The 17,290-nt window shown below is 65.7% G+C and carries 13 protein-coding genes; 5 read left to right on the forward strand and 8 right to left on the reverse strand.

Translation table 11 applies throughout. From position 1 onward, the window contains the following. Positions 1 to 49: 49 nt before the first annotated feature. The 3 genes from BJK06_RS04735 to BJK06_RS04745 all read right to left on the reverse strand — a co-directional run bounded on the left by BJK06_RS04735 (position 50) and on the right by BJK06_RS04745 (position 2,869). Entirely contained in the window at positions 50 to 1,624 is a 1,575-nt protein-coding gene (locus BJK06_RS04735) for a sodium:proton antiporter (protein WP_070416915.1), read from the reverse strand. A gap of 238 nt (positions 1,625 to 1,862) precedes the next feature. Beyond that, positions 1,863 to 2,384 carry a hypothetical protein gene (locus BJK06_RS04740; protein WP_070416916.1) on the reverse strand — a complete coding sequence of 174 codons (522 nt, stop codon included), beginning with the start codon at positions 2,382 to 2,384 and terminating at the stop codon, positions 1,863 to 1,865. An 80-nt stretch (positions 2,385 to 2,464) separates the two neighbouring features. Beyond that, the gene (locus BJK06_RS04745) at positions 2,465 to 2,869 is read right to left on the reverse strand and encodes a heme-binding protein (RefSeq protein WP_070416917.1); all 405 of its coding nucleotides are present in this window, start codon (positions 2,867 to 2,869) and stop codon (positions 2,465 to 2,467) included. Positions 2,870 to 3,077: 208 nt separating this feature from the next. Here BJK06_RS04745 and BJK06_RS04750 point away from each other — a divergent pair, with 208 nt between their 5' ends. The 4 genes from BJK06_RS04750 (at position 3,078) to BJK06_RS04765 (ending at position 8,709) form a co-directional block, all read left to right on the forward strand. Then, complete coding sequence (locus tag BJK06_RS04750; RefSeq protein WP_070416918.1) at positions 3,078 to 3,896, forward strand: alpha/beta fold hydrolase; 819 nt, start codon at positions 3,078 to 3,080, stop codon at positions 3,894 to 3,896. 74 nt (positions 3,897 to 3,970) lie between these two features. After that, positions 3,971 to 6,187, forward strand: a complete 2,217-nt coding sequence (locus BJK06_RS18895) for an MFS transporter (protein ID WP_258027707.1) — start codon at positions 3,971 to 3,973, stop codon at positions 6,185 to 6,187. Positions 6,188 to 6,220: 33 nt separating this feature from the next. Then, positions 6,221 to 7,096, forward strand: a complete 876-nt coding sequence (locus BJK06_RS04760; RefSeq protein ID WP_083295058.1) for an aldo/keto reductase — start codon at positions 6,221 to 6,223, stop codon at positions 7,094 to 7,096. A gap of 575 nt (positions 7,097 to 7,671) precedes the next feature. Next, positions 7,672 to 8,709 (forward strand): zinc-binding alcohol dehydrogenase family protein, encoded by a 1,038-nt coding sequence (locus BJK06_RS04765; RefSeq protein WP_219810660.1) that lies wholly within the window; start codon positions 7,672 to 7,674, stop codon positions 8,707 to 8,709. 42 nt (positions 8,710 to 8,751) lie between these two features. Here the strand turns inward: BJK06_RS04765 and BJK06_RS04770 are convergent, their stop codons facing one another. After that, positions 8,752 to 9,282 carry a hypothetical protein gene (locus tag BJK06_RS04770; protein WP_258027741.1) on the reverse strand — a complete coding sequence of 177 codons (531 nt, stop codon included), beginning with the start codon at positions 9,280 to 9,282 and terminating at the stop codon, positions 8,752 to 8,754. Between the two features lie 182 nt (positions 9,283 to 9,464). Between BJK06_RS04770 and BJK06_RS04775 the strand changes: the two genes are divergently transcribed. Further along, positions 9,465 to 10,316 carry a helix-turn-helix domain-containing protein gene (locus tag BJK06_RS04775; protein ID WP_070416920.1) on the forward strand — a complete coding sequence of 284 codons (852 nt, stop codon included), beginning with the start codon at positions 9,465 to 9,467 and terminating at the stop codon, positions 10,314 to 10,316. Between the two features lie 16 nt (positions 10,317 to 10,332). Here BJK06_RS04775 and BJK06_RS18125 read toward each other — a convergent pair whose 3' ends face one another. The 4 genes from BJK06_RS18125 to BJK06_RS18130 all read right to left on the reverse strand — a co-directional run bounded on the left by BJK06_RS18125 (position 10,333) and on the right by BJK06_RS18130 (position 17,271). Beyond that, positions 10,333 to 13,059: an AAA family ATPase gene (locus BJK06_RS18125; protein ID WP_083295059.1), complete on the reverse strand. Its 2,727-nt coding sequence runs from the start codon at positions 13,057 to 13,059 to the stop codon at positions 10,333 to 10,335. A 51-nt stretch (positions 13,060 to 13,110) separates the two neighbouring features. Continuing rightward, positions 13,111 to 14,445, reverse strand: coding sequence for a hypothetical protein (locus BJK06_RS04790; RefSeq protein ID WP_156794761.1), 1,335 nt, complete (start codon positions 14,443 to 14,445; stop codon positions 13,111 to 13,113). Next, a complete protein-coding gene (locus tag BJK06_RS04795) occupies positions 14,442 to 15,065 on the reverse strand; it encodes an ABC transporter ATP-binding protein (RefSeq protein WP_219810672.1) in 624 nt (207 codons plus the stop codon). Before BJK06_RS04795 ends, BJK06_RS04790 begins: the two co-directional genes overlap by 4 nt. A 187-nt stretch (positions 15,066 to 15,252) precedes the next feature. Further along, on the reverse strand, positions 15,253 to 17,271 hold the full coding sequence (locus BJK06_RS18130; RefSeq protein WP_258027708.1) for an NB-ARC domain-containing protein: 2,019 nt from the start codon (positions 17,269 to 17,271) through the stop codon (positions 15,253 to 15,255). Between the last annotated feature and the right edge of the window lie 19 nt (positions 17,272 to 17,290).

The following is a 17,290-nucleotide window of genomic DNA, read 5'->3' on the forward strand; positions in this document are numbered from 1 at the left end:
ACCGCGTGCTCCTCCGAGGGACACGATCGGGAGCCGCGGACTTAGTCCGTCAGCTCGCGTCGCCCGCGAGTGTGGCTCTCACTGCTTCTTCTTCAATGTCGAGAACGGTGAGGACGGCTCGAACCGTGGACTCCGGGTAGCGCCCTTCGCCTCGCGCCCGAAGGACAGCGCGACGTTCCTCGGCGATTGTCAGCATTCGCAGCTCGGAGTAGGCCGCGGCTCGATCGGCGCGAACCCCGTCATCTCCCACGAGAGTCTCCCCAAGGAACGCCGCATCGATACGGACACGCTCGACGACCCTGTCGTCGAAGACGCCGTCCTCCAACTCCTCCACGAGTCGGAGGCTTTCCGCGCGTGCCTCAGCAAGAAGGAGTTGAGTCTCCATGCGCTCCTGGTCGAGGTCTGGTGGTGGCAACGCGACAAGCCGGATCACCCACGGCAGCGTCAGTCCGATGAGAAGTGTCGCCAGCACGACGATGAAAGCAAGGAATTGCAGGAACGCTCGGTGCGGTGTCTGCTCGGGGAGCAGGAACACCGCGGCCAAAGTAACCACCCCTCGAACCCCAGCCACTGTCACCGGCAGATTCAACCGCCACTGCCAGCTCCGACGTCGCAGACGAGCCGGTCCCCATCGATAGATCGCGGTGATCGCGAGGCTCCACACAAGTCGCGTAGCAACGAGTACGACGACCACTGTGAGGATGATGAGCAGCGCGCGACCGACGCCAATGCTGGATGACAGTGCGCCTCCAAGGATCGCCGGCAGGCTGAGCCCGATGAGCAGAAACACCGCGTTTTCGAGCAAGAACTGGATTGTGCGCCAGTTGAGCGATTCAGCGAGGCGAGCCTCCGCGGATTGGAGAACCGGAGCGCGGAACCCGAGAAACAGTCCAGCGACCACGACTGCGAGAGGACCCGACGCCCCTATGCCGTGCGCGAGGAGGAAGGCGACGTACGGTGTGACGAGGGACAGGCTCGTGTCGAGCACCGCCACCGAGATTCGCCGTCGCACTGCTCCCATCAAAAACGCGACGAGAAACCCAACCCCGATCCCGCCGACCACGGCGAGGACGAACTCACCGGCCGCGCGCACGGGATCGAACACCGCGACGATTGCGACGATCGCAGTGTTGAGAGCGACGAGAGCGGTGGCGTCGTTCAGCAGGCTCTCACCATCAAGGACTGATGCGAGCAGTCTCGGCAGTGGCGCACGCCGCGTCACTGCGGTGACTGCAACTGCATCGGTCGGCGCGACGACAGCTCCGAACGCGAAGGCTGCAGCAAGCGTCAGTGTTGGGACCACTGCCCAGGTCACGAGCCCAACGATCACCGTGGTGAACGCTACGAGCCCGACTGAGAGCAGCAGGAGCGACTCGCGACGTGCTCGTACGTCCGCGAGCGAGGTTTGAAGAGCCGCTGCAAACAGGAGCGGTGGGAGAAGAACCGAGAGCACGAAGTCTGGTTCAACGTCCACGCGCGGAATTCCTGGCACATAAGAGACGCCAACGCCTATGAGGACAAGCGCGAGCGGAGCTGACCATCCGACGCGACGAGCTGCCGCACTGACCGCGACCGTCGCGACAAGGAAAGCTACGACCCACGCGAGGGTCGAGTCGATGCTCATCGGTTCACCCCGAAGCTGTCCGTGATGAGGTCACGCGTGAACGAGTGCCGTCTGCCTAGCCTCTCCACATGCCTAGTAGCCGTCGCGATCCGTCTGGTACGAGCCAGCCTCCGACCACCGGTCTGGCCTCCATCCCGCTGGCACGGATTCTTGCCGACCCGGTCCTCGCAAGTGCAGACTCGAATGCGGTAGCACCCGCAGACGGCCTTCACTGATCCGTCCGAAGTCTCCCGCAACATCACAACTCCGCCAGAACTTCGGGGACCGAAGCGCCGAGTGCGATGAGCAGCTGCGCAAATTCCCGGTCCAGGCGGTGAGCCACGGCGGTGATGCGCCCGTCTCCGAAGGACCCGAACGACGCACTCGGGACGTCTGCGGTCAACAAAACCGGCTCCCCTGGACGCTGCGAGATGGTGACGCGGAACGGTGCCAGACCCATCACTCGCGGATCAAAGCGGTACATACGTTCCGCGACGACGTGATTCCCCACCAGATACGAAACGCACGACGACTGGTGCCCGGCGATAGCCATCAACGCGGTCGGTTCGTTTCGCCAATACCTGATGAAACCGTGCGGTGCGTGCTGCTCCGTCCAGGTCTCGACTGTGTCCCAGTCGCGGTGCTTGGCGATGGCGTCAGCCAGACTCTGCTGGTCGAGCGCCGGTACGGCAGCCTCGAACGCCCCAACGACGCTAACAAACGGACTCGCCATGGGTATCGAGAAGCGGTCGGCCGTGTACTCGGTGATCTGGGTGTGCATGCCGGGAACCTAAGATGACCGCCCCTAAACAAGCGTGTCCCCGCCCGGGCTACTTAATCCGGGCGGGGACGACATCTTGCTCAGAGGGCCGCGACAGCCGCTTCGGCGATGACCACGTCCTGGTCCGGGGACCCGCCGCTGGATCCGACAGCGCCGATGACTGCGCCATCGGCGCTGGTCACAGGGATACCACCGGCGACGAACGTGAGCGGTTCGTGGCTGGCCGCCCCGAGCGTGTAGAGCGGCGCGCCCGGCTGAACCGCACCAGCCAGGTCACCCGACGCAGCCCCGAACGACACCGCCGTACGCGCCTTCGCAGCGCTTGCATCTACGGACACAAGGGGCGCGCCGTCCTGGCGAGCAACTGCGACGACGCGAGCGCCGCGGTCGAGGACGGTGATGGTCGACGGCACGCCAATATCGGATGCCTTCGCCTCTGCAGCGGCGATCGCAGCGTGGGCCTGAGTGAGTGTGATGTCGGTCATAGTTCGCTTCCTTTCATCGAGTGAACGAGGGCGACGTTAAAGCCGCTTCCAACGCGCCGCGTGTCCCCGCCCGGGTCACCCGTGGCCGGGCTAGACGTCCCCGTCTAAGTGGTCCCGGCGGGGACACGCCCCCCTCCGGCGCCACTCGTACCGTCGGCATCACCGCCGACGTTTGTCCGGCACTCGACTACCACGCAAGGAGCCCGCAATGCCCACGTTCACCACCCCCGACGGCATCGAGATGTACTGGACCGAGCAGGGCGAAGGACAGCCCATCGTCTTCGCACACGGCTGGCCGCTCAGCTCCGACGCCTGGCAGCCCGAGCTGAAGTTCTTCAGCGACAAGGGCTACCGCGCCATCGCGCACGACCGCCGAGGCCACGGCCGCTCCGAGAAGACCGCGGTCGGCCACACCATCGACCAGTACGCGAAGGACCTCGCAGCGCTCATCGAGCACCTCGACCTGCACGACGTCATCGTCTTCGGTCACTCCACCGGTGGCGGCGAAGTGGTTCGCTACGCCGCGAAGTATGCCAACGGTCGAGTCGCGAAGGTGATCACCGCGGGCGCAATCCCGCCGATCATGGTCAAGACCGACAGCAACCCTGACGGCTCACCGATCGAGGTCTTCGACGGCATCCGCGCCGGCGTTCTCGAGGACGCCTCGCAGTTCTGGCTCGACCTTTCCGAAAGCTTCTTCGGCGCCAACCATGGCCGCGATGTTTCCTACGGCGCGAAGCTCGACTTCTGGCGTCAGGGACAGAACGTGAACCTCTCGGCCGCCTACGACTGCGTCAAGGCGTTCTCTGAGACGGACCAGACCGAGGACCTGAAGTCGCTCACCGTACCGATCCTCATCAACCACGGCGAAGACGACCAGATCGTGCCGATCGACGACGCGGCACGGAAGTCCATCGAGCTCGTCGCCGATGGGACGCTCAAGACCTACCCGGGCGCTCCGCACGGCATCCACGGCGACTACCGCAAGGTCCTGCAGCAGGACGTTCTCGCCTGGATCAAGGGCTGACACCAGCCGACACCGGCAGGGAGGCGCGCAGCGGGTTCGCTTCGCGCCTCCCGTGCGATACCGGATCAGCCGGAATGTTGCACCGTCCTGGCAAGTTACAAGCCCATCCAACGCAGGAGGTATCGTTGAAAACCACGCAAACGGAGCGCCCTCGGCTCCCCTTGAACACATTCGGCATCGCTTTCGGAACGGCCGGCCTCGCCGGCACGTGGACCGCTGCCGGCGTCGAGCTCGGCGCGCCGCCAGCTGTCGGCGAAGTGCTCTGGGTTGCCGCCGCCCTCGCGTGGGCGGTCACAATCGTTCGATACCTACGGCGGCCCGGAGGTATCGCAGGAATCCGGTCGGACCTTCAGCACCCAGTGCTCGGCCCGTTCGCAGCACTCGTGCCAGCTGTCGGCTCGCTCCTGTCCGCACACCTTGCAACGACGCTTCCCATCGTTGGCGCTGTGGGCGTCTGGGTGATGCTGGCGCTCACCACCGCCTTCGGGGCTTGGTTCGTCACGTCCCTGCTCACAGTCCCCCGCGAGATGGGCGCTCTGCACGGTGGCTACCTGCTGCCGACGGTCGCCGCTTCGCTGCTCACTGCCCAGGCGCTCGCGACGATCGGTGACACGACCCTCGCGGTCGGGTACTTCGCCGCCGGCATCCTGTTCTGGATCCTGGTCGGAGCGATGCTCATCGCACGGCTCGCGACGGGGCCCGCAGTCCCGGCGCCGCTGTTGCCCACACTCGCCATTTTCTCCGCGCCCCCGGCCGTCGCGGGCAACGCGTGGTGGGTGATTACCGACGGTGCGCCCTCGACAGCACACACCGTTCTCGCGGGCACCATGGTCGCGCTGCTGCTGCCACACGTGTTCCTCGTGCGCCGCTACCTGACCAGTGGGTTCGCGATCGGCTTCTGGGCCATGACGTTCACCACGGCCGCGAGCGCAACTTACGGCGTGCGCCTGATCAGCAGCACCGACTCCGGAGCACTCGGGACCGCGTTCGCCTGGGTCATTGTCGGCGTCGCGACGATCATCGTCGGCGCGATTGCAACGCGGTCCCTCGGGCTACTGCGACGGTCGGAGGCAGCCGGATCACGGCGAGCCTCCGCCGGGTTCCGACGCACCGCACTCATCGGCGTTGTCATTGCGTCAGTGGCCGTGGCGTTCGGCGCCGGTGCCGGCAGTCCGCTCTTCGTCGTCTACCAATCGGCGTGGGGATTCGCCGACTGGCAGCTGACCACCGCCTTCACGGTCTACGCCATCACGCTGCTCAGCACCCTCCTCGTAGCGGGACGCCTGTCCGATCACATTGGCCGCCGACCAGTACTTATCGGCGCCCTAGTCCTGATGCTCATCGCAAGCGGCTTGTTCCTGTACGCCGATTCGATTGGTTGGGTGATCGCAGCGCGAGCCGTGCAAGGCGTCGCAACCGGCGCCGCGACCAGTACGTTCACGGCAGCCATCATCGAGCTCTCAAGCGAACGGCATCGCCGCACAATGACGGTGCTCACCAGCGCGGCCCCAGTAGGCGGTCTCGCCCTGGGTGCGTTCGGTGGAGGTATCGCCGCACAGCTCCTCAGCAACCCCACCGCGGGAGTGTTCCTGTCACTAGCCTTGGTCCTGCTCGTGGGCATCGCCGCAGTGCTCGCGGCCGACGAAACCGCGGACCGTCACGCCGGGGCGCTCGCGTCTCTTCGGCCGGTCCTCGCCGTGCCCCCGTCTGCTCGGTCCTGGTTTGCGGTGCTTGCTCCGCTGACGGCAGCCGGCTGGATGTTCTCCGGCCTGTTCCTCGGGCTGGGGCCGCGCCTCGACGACGGTGTATTTGGCATCGACGGCGGCGCCGCCAGCGCAGCGGTGGTGGCGCTCCAGCCGGCAGCGGCGGCCATTGCAGGAATGCTCTTCTCTCGAGCGCAAGCCCGGGTGGCCACCGCAGTCGGCGCCGTGCTCCTGCTGGTCGGTGCGGTCGGTGCCGGATCCGGGATTCTGACTGCCGATCTGCCGCTGCTCGTCGTTTCGGCGGTTGTTGGTGGCGCGGGGCAAGGCGCCGCCTTCGGGTCGTCGCTGCGGATCCTCGGCCCGCTTGCGGATAACGCGACGCGCGGAGGGCTTTTCGCCGCCGTCTACCTCGTGGCATACGCGGCATACGGCGTTCCCGTGCTCGTCGCCGGGTTCTTCACTGAGGCAGTCGGGCTCAGCGAGGTCGGCGCAATCTATGCGGCGATCGTCGCGATTGCCGCGGTCGTCGCCGCGATCGGGCTGGGCAACCGCTCCCGCCGGGAACGCGCTCTGGCGCCAGCCGCGTGATCCGCTGACACCCCTTTCCGACAACGAATTGAGATGAACATGTCCGACGCACTCCCTATCACCGCCTCAGTCGCCGGGACCTTTCGGATCGGCGGGGATCTCCCGGTCGCCCGGCTCGGCTTCGGCTCGATGCAACTTCCAGGTCGAAACGCATTTGGACCGTCCCGCGATCCCGAAGGCGCGCGAGGGGTCCTCCGCCGAGCAGTGGAACTCGGCGTCACCCTCATCGACACCGCCGACGCGTACGGTCCAGAAGTCGCCGAGAACCTCATAGGAGAAGCCCTCTCCCCCTACCGTGCGGAGGTGGTGATCGCGACCAAGGGCGGCTTCGTCCGCGGGCGAAGGGGCGAGTGGATTGTGAACGGACGACCAGAACATCTCCGAGAAGCAGTGCAGGGCAGCCTCCGCAGGCTCCGTCTTGACCGGATTGACTTGTATCAGCTCCACCGCATCGACCAGCGTGTTCCCCTCGACGAGCAGATGGGCACCCTCGCAGCACTCCGAGAAGAGGGACTCATCCGTCACGTCGGACTGAGTGAGGTAAGTGTCGCGGAACTTCTCGCAGCGCAGCGGATCGTCCCGATCGCGACTGTGCAGAACCTCTACAACTTGGTCGAGCGCTCCTCGGAGGATCTGGTGCGCGTCACGGCAGAACTCGGCATCGGGTTCATTCCGTGGTTCCCGTTGGCGACCGGAGGCTTGACCCGTGGAGCGGGAGCGCTCGGTGCGATGGCGGCACGCGCAGGCGCGTCACCGTCTCAGGTCGCTCTTGCGTGGCTTCTGCAGCATGCACCCAATGTGTTGCCCATTCCGGGGACGTCAAACGCGGAGCACCTCGAGGAGAACATCGCCGCTGCAGCAGTGAAACTGTCGCCGAGCGACATCGCCCTGCTCAACGCGGCCGCATAGCAGCCCGCAGATCACAACGGCCCGGCCCCCTCAGAGGGGCCGGGCCGTTGTTGATTCCGCCGCGTCACAACGACGGGACGAAGAAGTCGCCGTACGAAGGGTCGTCCGGAATGGAACGCTCGCCTACCATCATCGCGATCTCATTCGGTGACCGGAGCCCCCGCCGACGCCACTGTTCCGGGTCCGCCCGGAGCACCGCCCAGACAGCGCGCAAGGGGTTCATCGCTCGGTCTCCGGTCGCTCAGCAAGCCACGGCGTGATCGGGAGCAGCAGGGTCTGCATAGCCGACGAGGCGACGCCGGACCCGACATGCAAAGCCGCCGGCAGCGGCGGGTAAGAATTTGTCATTGCGAGCTCCTCTATTCCATCTGATCTTGGGGTCGCTGAGAACGCTACGGGCGGCCTGTAGCTGGCACGTGTTCCCCCGAGGACCATCTCCCCCGCAGGAACACGCGGGGGCGAAAGTGTCCCCGGCGGAGTCACGCGAACCGAGCCGACGCTCGATACCGTCCCCTCGAGAGCGAATTACGCCTCTGTTGGTGGGATCACCGACCACGATCGCTGGAGGAAATGCCATGACCACCACCGCCCCTAACAGCAGCGCCAATCGGAACATCCCCACAATGACACGGGCGTTCCTCGCACAGGGCGGACGCTCGATCCGCGACGAAGACGCTTTCCTCGCGCAGGAAGTTCCCCTCCCGCAGCTTGGCCCTCGCGATCTGCTCGTGCGCATCGAAGCGGTGTCGGTGAACCCCGTTGACACAAAAAGTCGACAGGGGCTCCGTTCCGGTACAAGACAGCTCGGCTGGGACGCGTCGGGAACAGTGGAGGCCGTCGGGGAGCAGGTCACTCGCTTCGCTGCAGGCGACGCGGTCTGGTACGCCGGCGCGCTCAACCGCCCCGGAACGAACGCAGAACTTCACACCGTCGACGAACGTCTTGTCGGTCGTCGGCCGACTACTCTCGACCACGCTGAGGCGGCCGCACTGCCCCTCACCGGTATCACCGCCTGGGAAACCCTCTTCGAACGTTTCCGGCTCACATCAGATAGCGCGGGCACGCTGCTCGTCGTCGGAGCGCCCGGCGGTGTCGGCTCCGTGCTCATTCAGCTCGCGAAGGCACGAACCGCGCTCACGGTCATCGGTACAGCCGGCCGCGCGGAAAGCCAACAGTGGGTTACCAAGATGGGCGCGGACCACGTGGTGGACCATCACGATCTCGTGCGAGGCGTCCGGTCCGTGGCGCCCGACGGCGTCGATTTCGTCTTCACTGCCCACTCCGCCAACAACGTTGCCGCCTTCGCCGACATCGTCCGGCCGTTCGGCGAGATCACTGCCATCGACGACCCGCGCGGGCTGGACTTGTACCCGCTGAAGCGCAAGTCGATCGCCTGGCACTGGGAGCTGATGTTCACCCGGTCTGCGTACGGCACGCCAGACATGGGCGCGCAAGGAAAGCTGCTTGACGCATTGGCGGACCTGGTAGACGCCGGTCAGGTCCGATCCACCGCGACTTCGATTGTGCGGGGATTCGACGCAGCAGGCCTCCGCGAGGCGCACCGGCAGGTCGCCGACGGAACGGCGATTGGGAAGGTCGTCGTCGCTCGCTGACGGAGGTCGACGGCTGGCCCGCCCCAGCAGGTGGGCAAGCCGTCAGTCGGCCAAAGTACTGGCGAGCAAACGCAACGTTTCCGCAGACTCGTCATCCGCGCCAGACCACAGCAGCAGGGTGTCACCATCCGGCCCCGGAACCGCAAAACGATGGTAGGCGAGCACGAGGTGACCGACAGAGGGCACCGCGAACCCGACCACACCGTTGGGTTGCGACCCATCGGCGTTCGCCCAGAACTGCGCAAACGCCGAGCTCTGCGCAGCGAGTTCTCCGACCAACGCAATGTATTCGCGATCTTCTTGGTGCTCGTCCAGTGCCCGCCTCAGCTCGCCGGCGAGTCTGGCCCCGATCGGAGCGGTACCAGCCGGGTCAACCGGTGTGTCGCGTTCCGGTTCAAGGAACGTCGACCGCGCGAGGTTTGCACCGGCGCGGAACGTCGGATGAACAGCCTTCGCAAGCCGATTCGCCACCTGGACGGTCAAGTGGCGGTCATAGACGACAGCCGGCACGGCCGTCCAGGGAAGGATCAACCTCCCGAGCAGTGTTCTCCGGTCGTCGGCTCCGTCGTCCATGCTCACGAACGGAGAGTATGGCCGCGCCACGAACCGTATCGTGTCCCCGACAGGGACATGTTGCGGTGGTCAGTCTCGCTACGACTGTGGTCATTCGACCGATGTTCGCGATGGATGCCCGGCGTCATTGTGTGGTTTGAGGTTCTGGTCACGGGACCCGACCCCATGACCCGGGAGGCAGGATGTCCACTCCGCACACATTTCTCGGTGAGTACCTCCGCGCGCGCCGCTCGCTCGTTCAGCCAGAGGACTTCGGAATCGTCTCCGTGCGCGCCCGACGCGTCCCCGGTCTTCGGCGAAGCGAGGTCGCGAACTTGGCCGGCATCAGCCCGGAGTACTACCTCCGGCTCGAGCAAGGCCGCGACCGTCATCCCTCTCATCAGGTGCTCGCTGCCCTCGTGCGCGCGTTGCACCTCAACGCCGCGGCGCTCGAGCACATGCACCGGCTAGCTCGACTCGATGCCGCTGACCTGAACGCCGCAGCCGTCATCGCCTCAAAGGATATTGAGCCGGGGCTGACTGAACTCGTTGACGGCCTGACGGACGTCCCGGCGCTGCTCATGAGCGCAGAGCAAGACGTCCTCGCAGCGAACCGCTTAGCCCGAACGATTCGACCGAATCTTCTACCGGGCAGGAACTTCTTGCTTGAGCACTTCACGGACAGAGCCCGGGCGGAGAGCATCGAATGGGACGCCGACGCCCGGCGAGCGGTTGCAAACCTCCGGTTCCACGGAGACCCTCGGAGCTCTCGCTTCCGGGAAGTGGTCGGCACGTTGGCGGTGCGGGACGACACATTCCGCCAACTTTGGGCTCGTCACGACGTTGAGCAGCAAGTGGTTTGGGGCGCTCGGCTCCGGTTGGGTTCGGAGGGCGACGTTGAGCTCATCTGCCATTCGCTGCCTGTGCCTGGAGGCAGCGGTCGAGCGCTCCTGACCTTGACGGCCGAGCCGGGGAGCGCCGCCGCGCAGTCGCTCCGGAAGTTCACGGCCCAAGAAGACTGCGATGAGGGAACAAGTGAGGAAAAAGTGGCTTGACCGCACCCGAACTGATTTAGGCGACCCGGCTGGCCGATAGTGCTGTGTTCAGTTGCGAACGCCGGCTGATGCCCAGCTTCGTAAACGCGCGCGAGAGATGCGCACCTACTGTCCGGTGGGATAGGTAGATTTCATCTGCGATCTCTTTGTTCGTTCGGCCGGTGGCGGCCAGTTGCGATACGAGCAGCTCCTGCGGCGTCAGCAGCCGGATCGGGGAATCGCTGTCCGACGCGCGGTAACCCGCCACGCCGCCGGTAGCTCTGAGTTCGGCTCGTGCTCGACTACTCCATCGGGAGGCGCCGATATCGTCGAAGATCCGGACAGCCTCCGTAAGGCGGTCCCGAGCTTCCAATATTCGGCGGGCTCGACGCAGCCGCTCCCCGAGGTGGACAAGCGCAACGGCGAGGTCAAATGGGGTGTGCGCGCTTGACCCGAGTTCAACCGCTTTTTCGAGGTGCGGGATCGCCGTCTCATCATCGCCAGCGAGGAGACCCCGCGCCCGCTCGACGAGCAGAGCAAGATGCGCAGACCCGCTGGAGGTAGCAACGGCAGCAGCCTCGAGCAGCCACTCCACGGCAGGCGCTCGGTCACCGGTTCGCAACGCGGACTCAACCACGTCGGCTCCCGCCCACAAAGCAACCGGACGGTTCACCAAGGTCCGAGCGTGGTGCGCAACTGCGTCCTGGTGACGACCTTCATCGACGGCGACGATCGCTTCCGCCCATGCCGCGGTCGCAACGATTCGAGCGAACCCGGTCGCTACCTCGATGCTCTTCAGCGATCTCAGACGATCGGTCGCCGATGGCCCATCACCGAGCCGCGCATGCGCTCGAGCGGCCTCCGCAAGAGCCATTCCGGCAACGACGGGAAGGTCAAGTTCCGCGCTCAGCCGCTCCGCGCGATCGGCGTCTGCGAGTCCATCCGAGAGGTGACCGGCCGTGATTCTCGGTGAAGCTCGGCCGCACAAGGCCGTCGTCTCGTCGCTGGTCCGCGACGCCTCGTGAAAAAGCCGGACGCCAGCAGTCCAACACCTGTCCGAGGACGTCATATCGCCTGACTCTTCGGCGGCGAATGCCAAGCAATTCACGATGACGCCGTCGGTTGCTCGGGCCCGAGCTAGGAACGCGTCAATCGTTTGCTCGTTGAGGCGCCATCCGGGACGTACGAGAGCAAGAGCGACGTCGGCGAGCACTGAATCCTCAGTGTCCCGCACGGGCGATGCCTCGATTGCCCGGGCCACTGTCTCCCGCACCTCTTCAGACTCTTGGTGGATGTAGCACTTTGCTGCAGCCCAGAGCAAAGACTCGGCCCGCTGAGATGGGTCTGCACGCGTGGACGCGAAGGCAACCAATTCCACGGCGGTCCTGCCCTGATGGTTGGCGGTCATGCTCAGCATCCACTCCGCGCGGGCGAACCGCTGCTGCGCCCGCGCATCCGAGAGCTCAGCGAGAGGACGCGCCCGGTCCAACAACGTCGACGCTTCTGCTGATGCTCCCGCTTGCCGCGCCGCTTCTGCCGCCTCGACGAGGCGGATCGCCTGCTGATTCGCGCCCGGGGACAAATCCGCCGCCCGTTTCCAAGCCGAAGCAGCCTCGGCTGGTGCTCCTTGGCGCAAAGCTGCTTCCGCAATCGCATCAAGTTGGCTCGCGACAGTCTCGTCGAGTCCGGGCGTCGCCTCCGCCTGATGAAGTGCACGCCGGTTTGGCGACCGGATGACATGCGCGAGCGCTTCGTGTGCTTCCCGACGGCGAACCGGATCTGCGGCGTCGTAGTGTGCGGACCCAACGAGCGGATGACGTGGAACGTACTTGTCCCCGTCACGGCGGAGAATGCCAGCACGCTCGAGCGTCGCCAAATCGCCGGCGTCCAGACCCACCTCGGCCACAGCTTCGGAAACTTCCCTGACCGAGGCGTCCTCCCCTGCCACGGCCAGCAACAGCGCGTGCTGCGCAGCATCGGGTAGAAGACGAACCTCGTCGAGGAACGTCCGCTCGAGTCGGACAGACATACGTTCCCCGGGTGTCGCACCGGCGGTGCCAGACGAGGACGATGCAAACTCCAGCAGCGCGAGCGGATTTCCATACGCTTCTCGCCGGACGCGTAGACGATCACGGGGAAGAAGATGGGCGGCCACGTCAGCGACGAGGCGATCGGCCGCGACATCGTCGAGGGGTCCGAGATGAAGCGCACTCGGAAAGGACTCTGCGCGTTCGGCGCTGGCGGTGCCGGTCCTCGTCGCTGCGACGATCAAGACTGGGAGGTCTCGAAGTCGCGACCCCACAAATTCGAGTACGTCCACCGACGTGCGGTCCATCCAGTGCAGGTCGTCGGCAACGGCGACGACAGTTCCGTTCGCGCTCGCCTCTTCGAAGAGGCCGAGGACGGCGAGGCCGAGCAGAAGACGATCCGGAGCTGGCCCTTCTTGCCGGCCGAACGCGACGTCGAGCGCCGCGCTCTGACGCGCCGGGAGTGCAGTAGCAAACCGAAGAAGCGGGTGCAACATTTCGTGCAAGGCACCGAAAGCGATTTCGGTTCCGCTTCGCACTCCTTTTGCCCGGAGGAGGAATCGGTCCTGATCCTCCGAGGCTGCGATGACGGTGTCTAGCAGGGTGCTCTTCCCGATTCCGGGTTCCCCCAGAACGAGCACGGCGCTTCCGCGTGCGGCTCGAGCTTCGGCGAGGGCATCCAAGACAATGCGACGCTCGGAGTCGCGACCAATGAGTGGTCTGGCGTGTTCGGGCACGGTCCGAGCCTACGTCGTGTCTCGCAGCGAGCGATAGCGCCAGTGGGGGCGTCAACCCCGCAGAGCGGGCGCTTCTCTTCTCATGTTGAGCACTGCTGGCAGTAGCGCAGACACCACGATCAACCCGCCGCAGGCAGCACCGGCGAAGGTGAGTACGCCCAACGGGAACACCGGCCTGCTGGCTGGGTAAGTCCCGACGAGCGCCACCCACTCGGCTACGACGGCAAGTCCAACCGTTGCCGCTGCCGTCAGCACACCCGTCACGCTAATGATCAATCCCTCGAACGCCGCGACGAGAAGCGGAAGACCCGGCGATGCGCCGACCGCTCGAAGCTGTTCGCCCTCGCGTGCTCGGTCTCTCGCTGTCATCGCTGCGGTCGCCGCCGCCCCGATCGCCGCCAGCAATATCGGACCGCTGAGGAGCAGCGCCGTTGCTCCGGCGCTGCTCTCGCCGGGCGCGCCACCCTGCATTGCGGTTACGGCCGTGCGCTGTCCCCCAATCAAGGCCGTCGGAAGTCCAACAGCGATCAACAACGCTGCCAGCGTGGTGTCGCTCCTGGACGTCGACCATCGCGTAGATGCTCTCGCCAAGCTGAACCCCACCGATGTCCGTTCAGGCACCAGAGCGGTCCACAGGCGGACGACAGTCCCGGCCACGGTCCGGCCGAGGACAGCGACCGCAGCCACCAACAGCGGACCGATCAGCAACGCTGGTGCCGCACCGTCAGCAACCGACCGGGGCAGCCCCGACAGCATCGCCAACGCCAGCGCCGTCAGCAGACCCGCGACGATGACGCGTACAACAATTGACTTACGTCTCTCCGGCGCCGCGCGCAGCACGATCAGTGGCGAGACGGCGGCGGCGCGACGGCTGCCTGGCACCGCACCCAGAATCGCAGCCACGAGGGTGAGACAGACGACTGCGATTGCTTCCCACCAAGATCCGGCAATCCGGACGCCCCGAAGGCCAGACGCTCCGGTCAGAGACTCCGAAACCAACGCCGGGACGAAGGCCGTCGCGGTGACAGCACCTACGATCGCTCCGACGGCGGCAACAACGGTCGTCTCCGTGAGCATCGTTGCCCGCACCCCGCGCGGGGTAACCCCCGCAAGCTGCCACAACGCGTACGTCCGTTCGAGGAGCGCGGTGGTGAGCCGGACGACCGCAGAAACGACGACCAAGACCGCGATGAGACCAAACGCCGCCGTTGTTCCCGAAATGGACAGCAACGCCACCCCTTGGAGTCCCGGAGTTCGCAACCCTCCCACGATGAGAACGCCGGGCACCGAACCCGCGACTGCAGCGACAGCGCATACAACGAACAGTCCGGCCCACACCCGCCACGAAGACCTCAGGTCCGCTGCCGCGAGCCGCGCGATGATCATGCCGGCGCCGCCGCGCGTTCGACCGCGGTGAAGAGCGCCTCGGCGTCCGGGTGGTGCAGCTCGGCGTGCACCTTCCCGTCCCGGAGCACGAGCGCGCGGTCGGCCCGAGCAGCGGCCGCGAGATCATGCGTGACCATCACCACCGCGCGGTCCCCTGCGGCACGATCGCGAAGAAGGCTCAGCACGCCCGCACCAGCGACCGAGTCAAGAGCGCCCGTCGGCTCGTCAGCGAAAACAACTTCCGGCTCAACAACCAACGTTCGCGCGATCGCGACTCGCTGCTGCTGCCCACCGGACAACTCATCGGGCCGACGATGCGCCACATCGAGAAGACCGACGGCCGCCAACGCGTCGTCCACTGTCTTTCGATCTGCCCGTCGGCGAGCAAGTCGCGCCGGCAGCGAGACGTTCTCACGCGCGGTCAGCGCCGGAAGAAGGTTGTACGACTGGAACACGAAGCCCACTCGTCCGCGACGGTGGCGTGCTGAACGCTGAGGCGAGAGCCCCCGCATGTTCACCCCGTCGATCATCACTGAACCCCGAAGGGGCGTTTCAAGACCGGACAGGCAGGCCAGGAGCGTCGACTTTCCCGAACCGCTGGGGCCGACCACCGCCAACATCTCCCCGCGGAGAACGTCAACCGAGATGCCACGGAGAACCGGCACCGCCGTGCGTCCCGGGCCGGGGTACGCATGCTCGAGGTCAAGAGCCCGCACGATTGGCTGGTTTTCCGCATCTGTCCGCACCGTGGGAGGTTACCGGCGGCGCTCGGCTGACAACGTGTTCCTTGTTGGGACAGGTTCCACCTCAGGAGGCTTGCGTCCTGAGGTTCGCTGCCCGCTCCGCTAGTTGGCCGAGATCGTCCAGCACTGCAAGCGCCTGCGCGTCGCCGCGGGAAGCGTCCACGAGTTCGACAGCGCGCCGGACGTCATCCTCGGCCTCCTCGGCCATGCCCGCTCCGAGTGCTGCCTCTGCGCGCTGTCGTAGCGCTCGAGCGGAGCCTGTGTCCCACGACATCGCGTCAGCGATCTCCATCCCAGCTCCGGCCGCATCCATTGCTTCCCGCCACCGGCCAAGCGCGTTGGCGGACTTTGCGATCTCCTCATATGCAACCACTCGCGAGAAGGCGGTCCCGGGGTCGCCGTCGGCTGCGCGTTCAAGATCTTGCAGCACGGCTCGGAACGAAGTTATTGCCTCATCGTGTCTGCCGAGCAGGTGGAGCGCTGCGCCGGCCATCGACCGACATTGGACCAGCGCCTCGTCGTCTCCGGATCGCTTGTTGCCTTCAATTGCAGCGTCGATATGTGGGAGAGCAAGTTCGGGTTGGCGGAGGGCCAGGTGAGCCCACGCAACGTGATATTCAGCGTTCGCTATGACGGCGTCGTTGTGAGTGACGGATGCGTCATTCAACGCCGCCGTCGCGAGTAGTAACGCGCCCTCTCGATCGCCTCGCTCCATCAACGCCGCCCACGTCTGCAGGCCCAGCAGTCGCGAGGCGGCTTCGAGATCGCCGATGGCTCGCGCGATCTCCGCTCCTGCTTCGAACAGCTCGTACCAGTGTCCCCAGGCTGGCCACAGATTTGAGAACCACTGAAGCTCAGCTGCCAGATGGACGACGCTCCGCGGCGCTTCGCGTTCCTGGCTTGTTCGCAACGCGTTGAAAGCTGCCCACCAATGGTCAGACTCAGTCACAATCCATGCTCTCGCGGGAGCTGCTCCGCTGAACACCGATGATGCGGCCGGATGCCCGGTCGGAGCGAACCATCCAGCTGCAGCTCGAAGCGTGTCCACTACCGATTGGTGAAGACGTACACGACACTGCGCTGCAGACTCCTTCCCGTTCCCAATCTGCAGTCGGCTGGCTGCGAACGCTCGTAAGAGGTCGTGCAGGTGGTAACGGTTCCCGGCGCGTGGTTCAAGTAGGCCGAAATCAACCAACTCTTCGAGCGCGTCCTCGGCCTCATCCACCCGTATCCCAAGCGGTGCTGCCCCAATCGTTGCATCGAACGTTGTTCCGTCAATCACCGAAAGCGATCGGAACACCCTCGACGTCAGTTGGGGCAACTGTCGGTAGGAAACAGCGAAAGTTGCCTCCACCGAAATCGCTTCCGTCTGCAGCGCAGACAGGTGCTGTTCTTCGAGCTCCATGGCGTGCAAGAAGCTATCGGCGTCCACACCGGGGGCACTTACCCGAAGGCCGGCGACCCGCAACGCCAACGGGATCCCTGCACACCGGTCGACTAGGGCAGATAGTGATGTGCTGTCCGCGGCGTCGGGGGCGATCCGCAGAAGTAAGGCAAGGCTGTCCACGTGGGAAAGGGGAGCTACGGCGATGCGTAGGTCCGCGTCCAGTCCCGCAAGCAAACGGCGAGAGGTGACGACGATCGGCGCCGTCGCCTCCGAGGAGTCGATGGCCAGTCGGACCTGTGACTCGTCCGCGGCGTCGTCGAGCAGTACCGGCCGTCCGTATCGGGCGCTGACCGCTCGCCACGTCGCGAGCGCTGCCTCGAGACTGGCTGGAGGCTCGTCCGCGCCTCTGGAAGCAAGAGTGATCAAACGTCGAACGACCTCGAGCGCTGACAGCGGCGCTGAGGTCTGCCCGGCGAGATCGACGTGCACCCACCCACCGCCACGTCTGTGCAGCGCTTCCGCTGCAAGCGCGGTCTTACCGACACCAGGACCCCCAGAGACGGTGATGAGAGACGTGGGTGCGTCCTTCGCGCGCTGAAGGATGCGCGCGACCTCTGCATCACGGGCAGTGAAGTCGTCAACGCTGGACGGCGCTGAGTCGTTGGTGTCACGGGTTCGGCCGAGTTGCAGGAGCATGTCCCGCTCGGCCGGCCCA

The organism is Curtobacterium sp. BH-2-1-1 (assembly GCF_001806325.1).
Taxonomy (GTDB): Bacteria; Actinomycetota; Actinomycetes; order Actinomycetales; family Microbacteriaceae; genus Curtobacterium.

What these genes read in the sequence shown, in the direction of transcription:
- BJK06_RS18895 (WP_258027707.1), top strand. Translation starts at nt 3,971, where the DNA reads ATGTTGCACCGTCCTGGCAAGTTACAAGCCCATCCAACGCAGGAGGTA.
- BJK06_RS04750 (WP_070416918.1), top strand. Translation starts at nt 3,078, where the DNA reads ATGCCCACGTTCACCACCCCCGACGGCATCGAGATGTACTGGACCGAG.
- BJK06_RS18130 (WP_258027708.1), bottom strand. Translation starts at nt 17,271, where the DNA reads ATGCTCCTGCAACTCGGCCGAACCCGTGACACCAACGACTCAGCGCCG.
- BJK06_RS04740 (WP_070416916.1), bottom strand. Translation starts at nt 2,384, where the DNA reads ATGCACACCCAGATCACCGAGTACACGGCCGACCGCTTCTCGATACCC.
- BJK06_RS04760 (WP_083295058.1), top strand. Translation starts at nt 6,221, where the DNA reads ATGAACATGTCCGACGCACTCCCTATCACCGCCTCAGTCGCCGGGACC.
- BJK06_RS04790 (WP_156794761.1), bottom strand. Translation starts at nt 14,445, where the DNA reads ATGATCATCGCGCGGCTCGCGGCAGCGGACCTGAGGTCTTCGTGGCGG.
- BJK06_RS04745 (WP_070416917.1), bottom strand. Translation starts at nt 2,869, where the DNA reads ATGACCGACATCACACTCACTCAGGCCCACGCTGCGATCGCCGCTGCA.
- BJK06_RS04795 (WP_219810672.1), bottom strand. Translation starts at nt 15,065, where the DNA reads ATGTTGGCGGTGGTCGGCCCCAGCGGTTCGGGAAAGTCGACGCTCCTG.
- BJK06_RS04775 (WP_070416920.1), top strand. Translation starts at nt 9,465, where the DNA reads ATGTCCACTCCGCACACATTTCTCGGTGAGTACCTCCGCGCGCGCCGC.
- BJK06_RS04735 (WP_070416915.1), bottom strand. Translation starts at nt 1,624, where the DNA reads ATGAGCATCGACTCGACCCTCGCGTGGGTCGTAGCTTTCCTTGTCGCG.
- BJK06_RS04770 (WP_258027741.1), bottom strand. Translation starts at nt 9,282, where the DNA reads ATGGACGACGGAGCCGACGACCGGAGAACACTGCTCGGGAGGTTGATC.
- BJK06_RS04765 (WP_219810660.1), top strand. Translation starts at nt 7,672, where the DNA reads ATGACCACCACCGCCCCTAACAGCAGCGCCAATCGGAACATCCCCACA.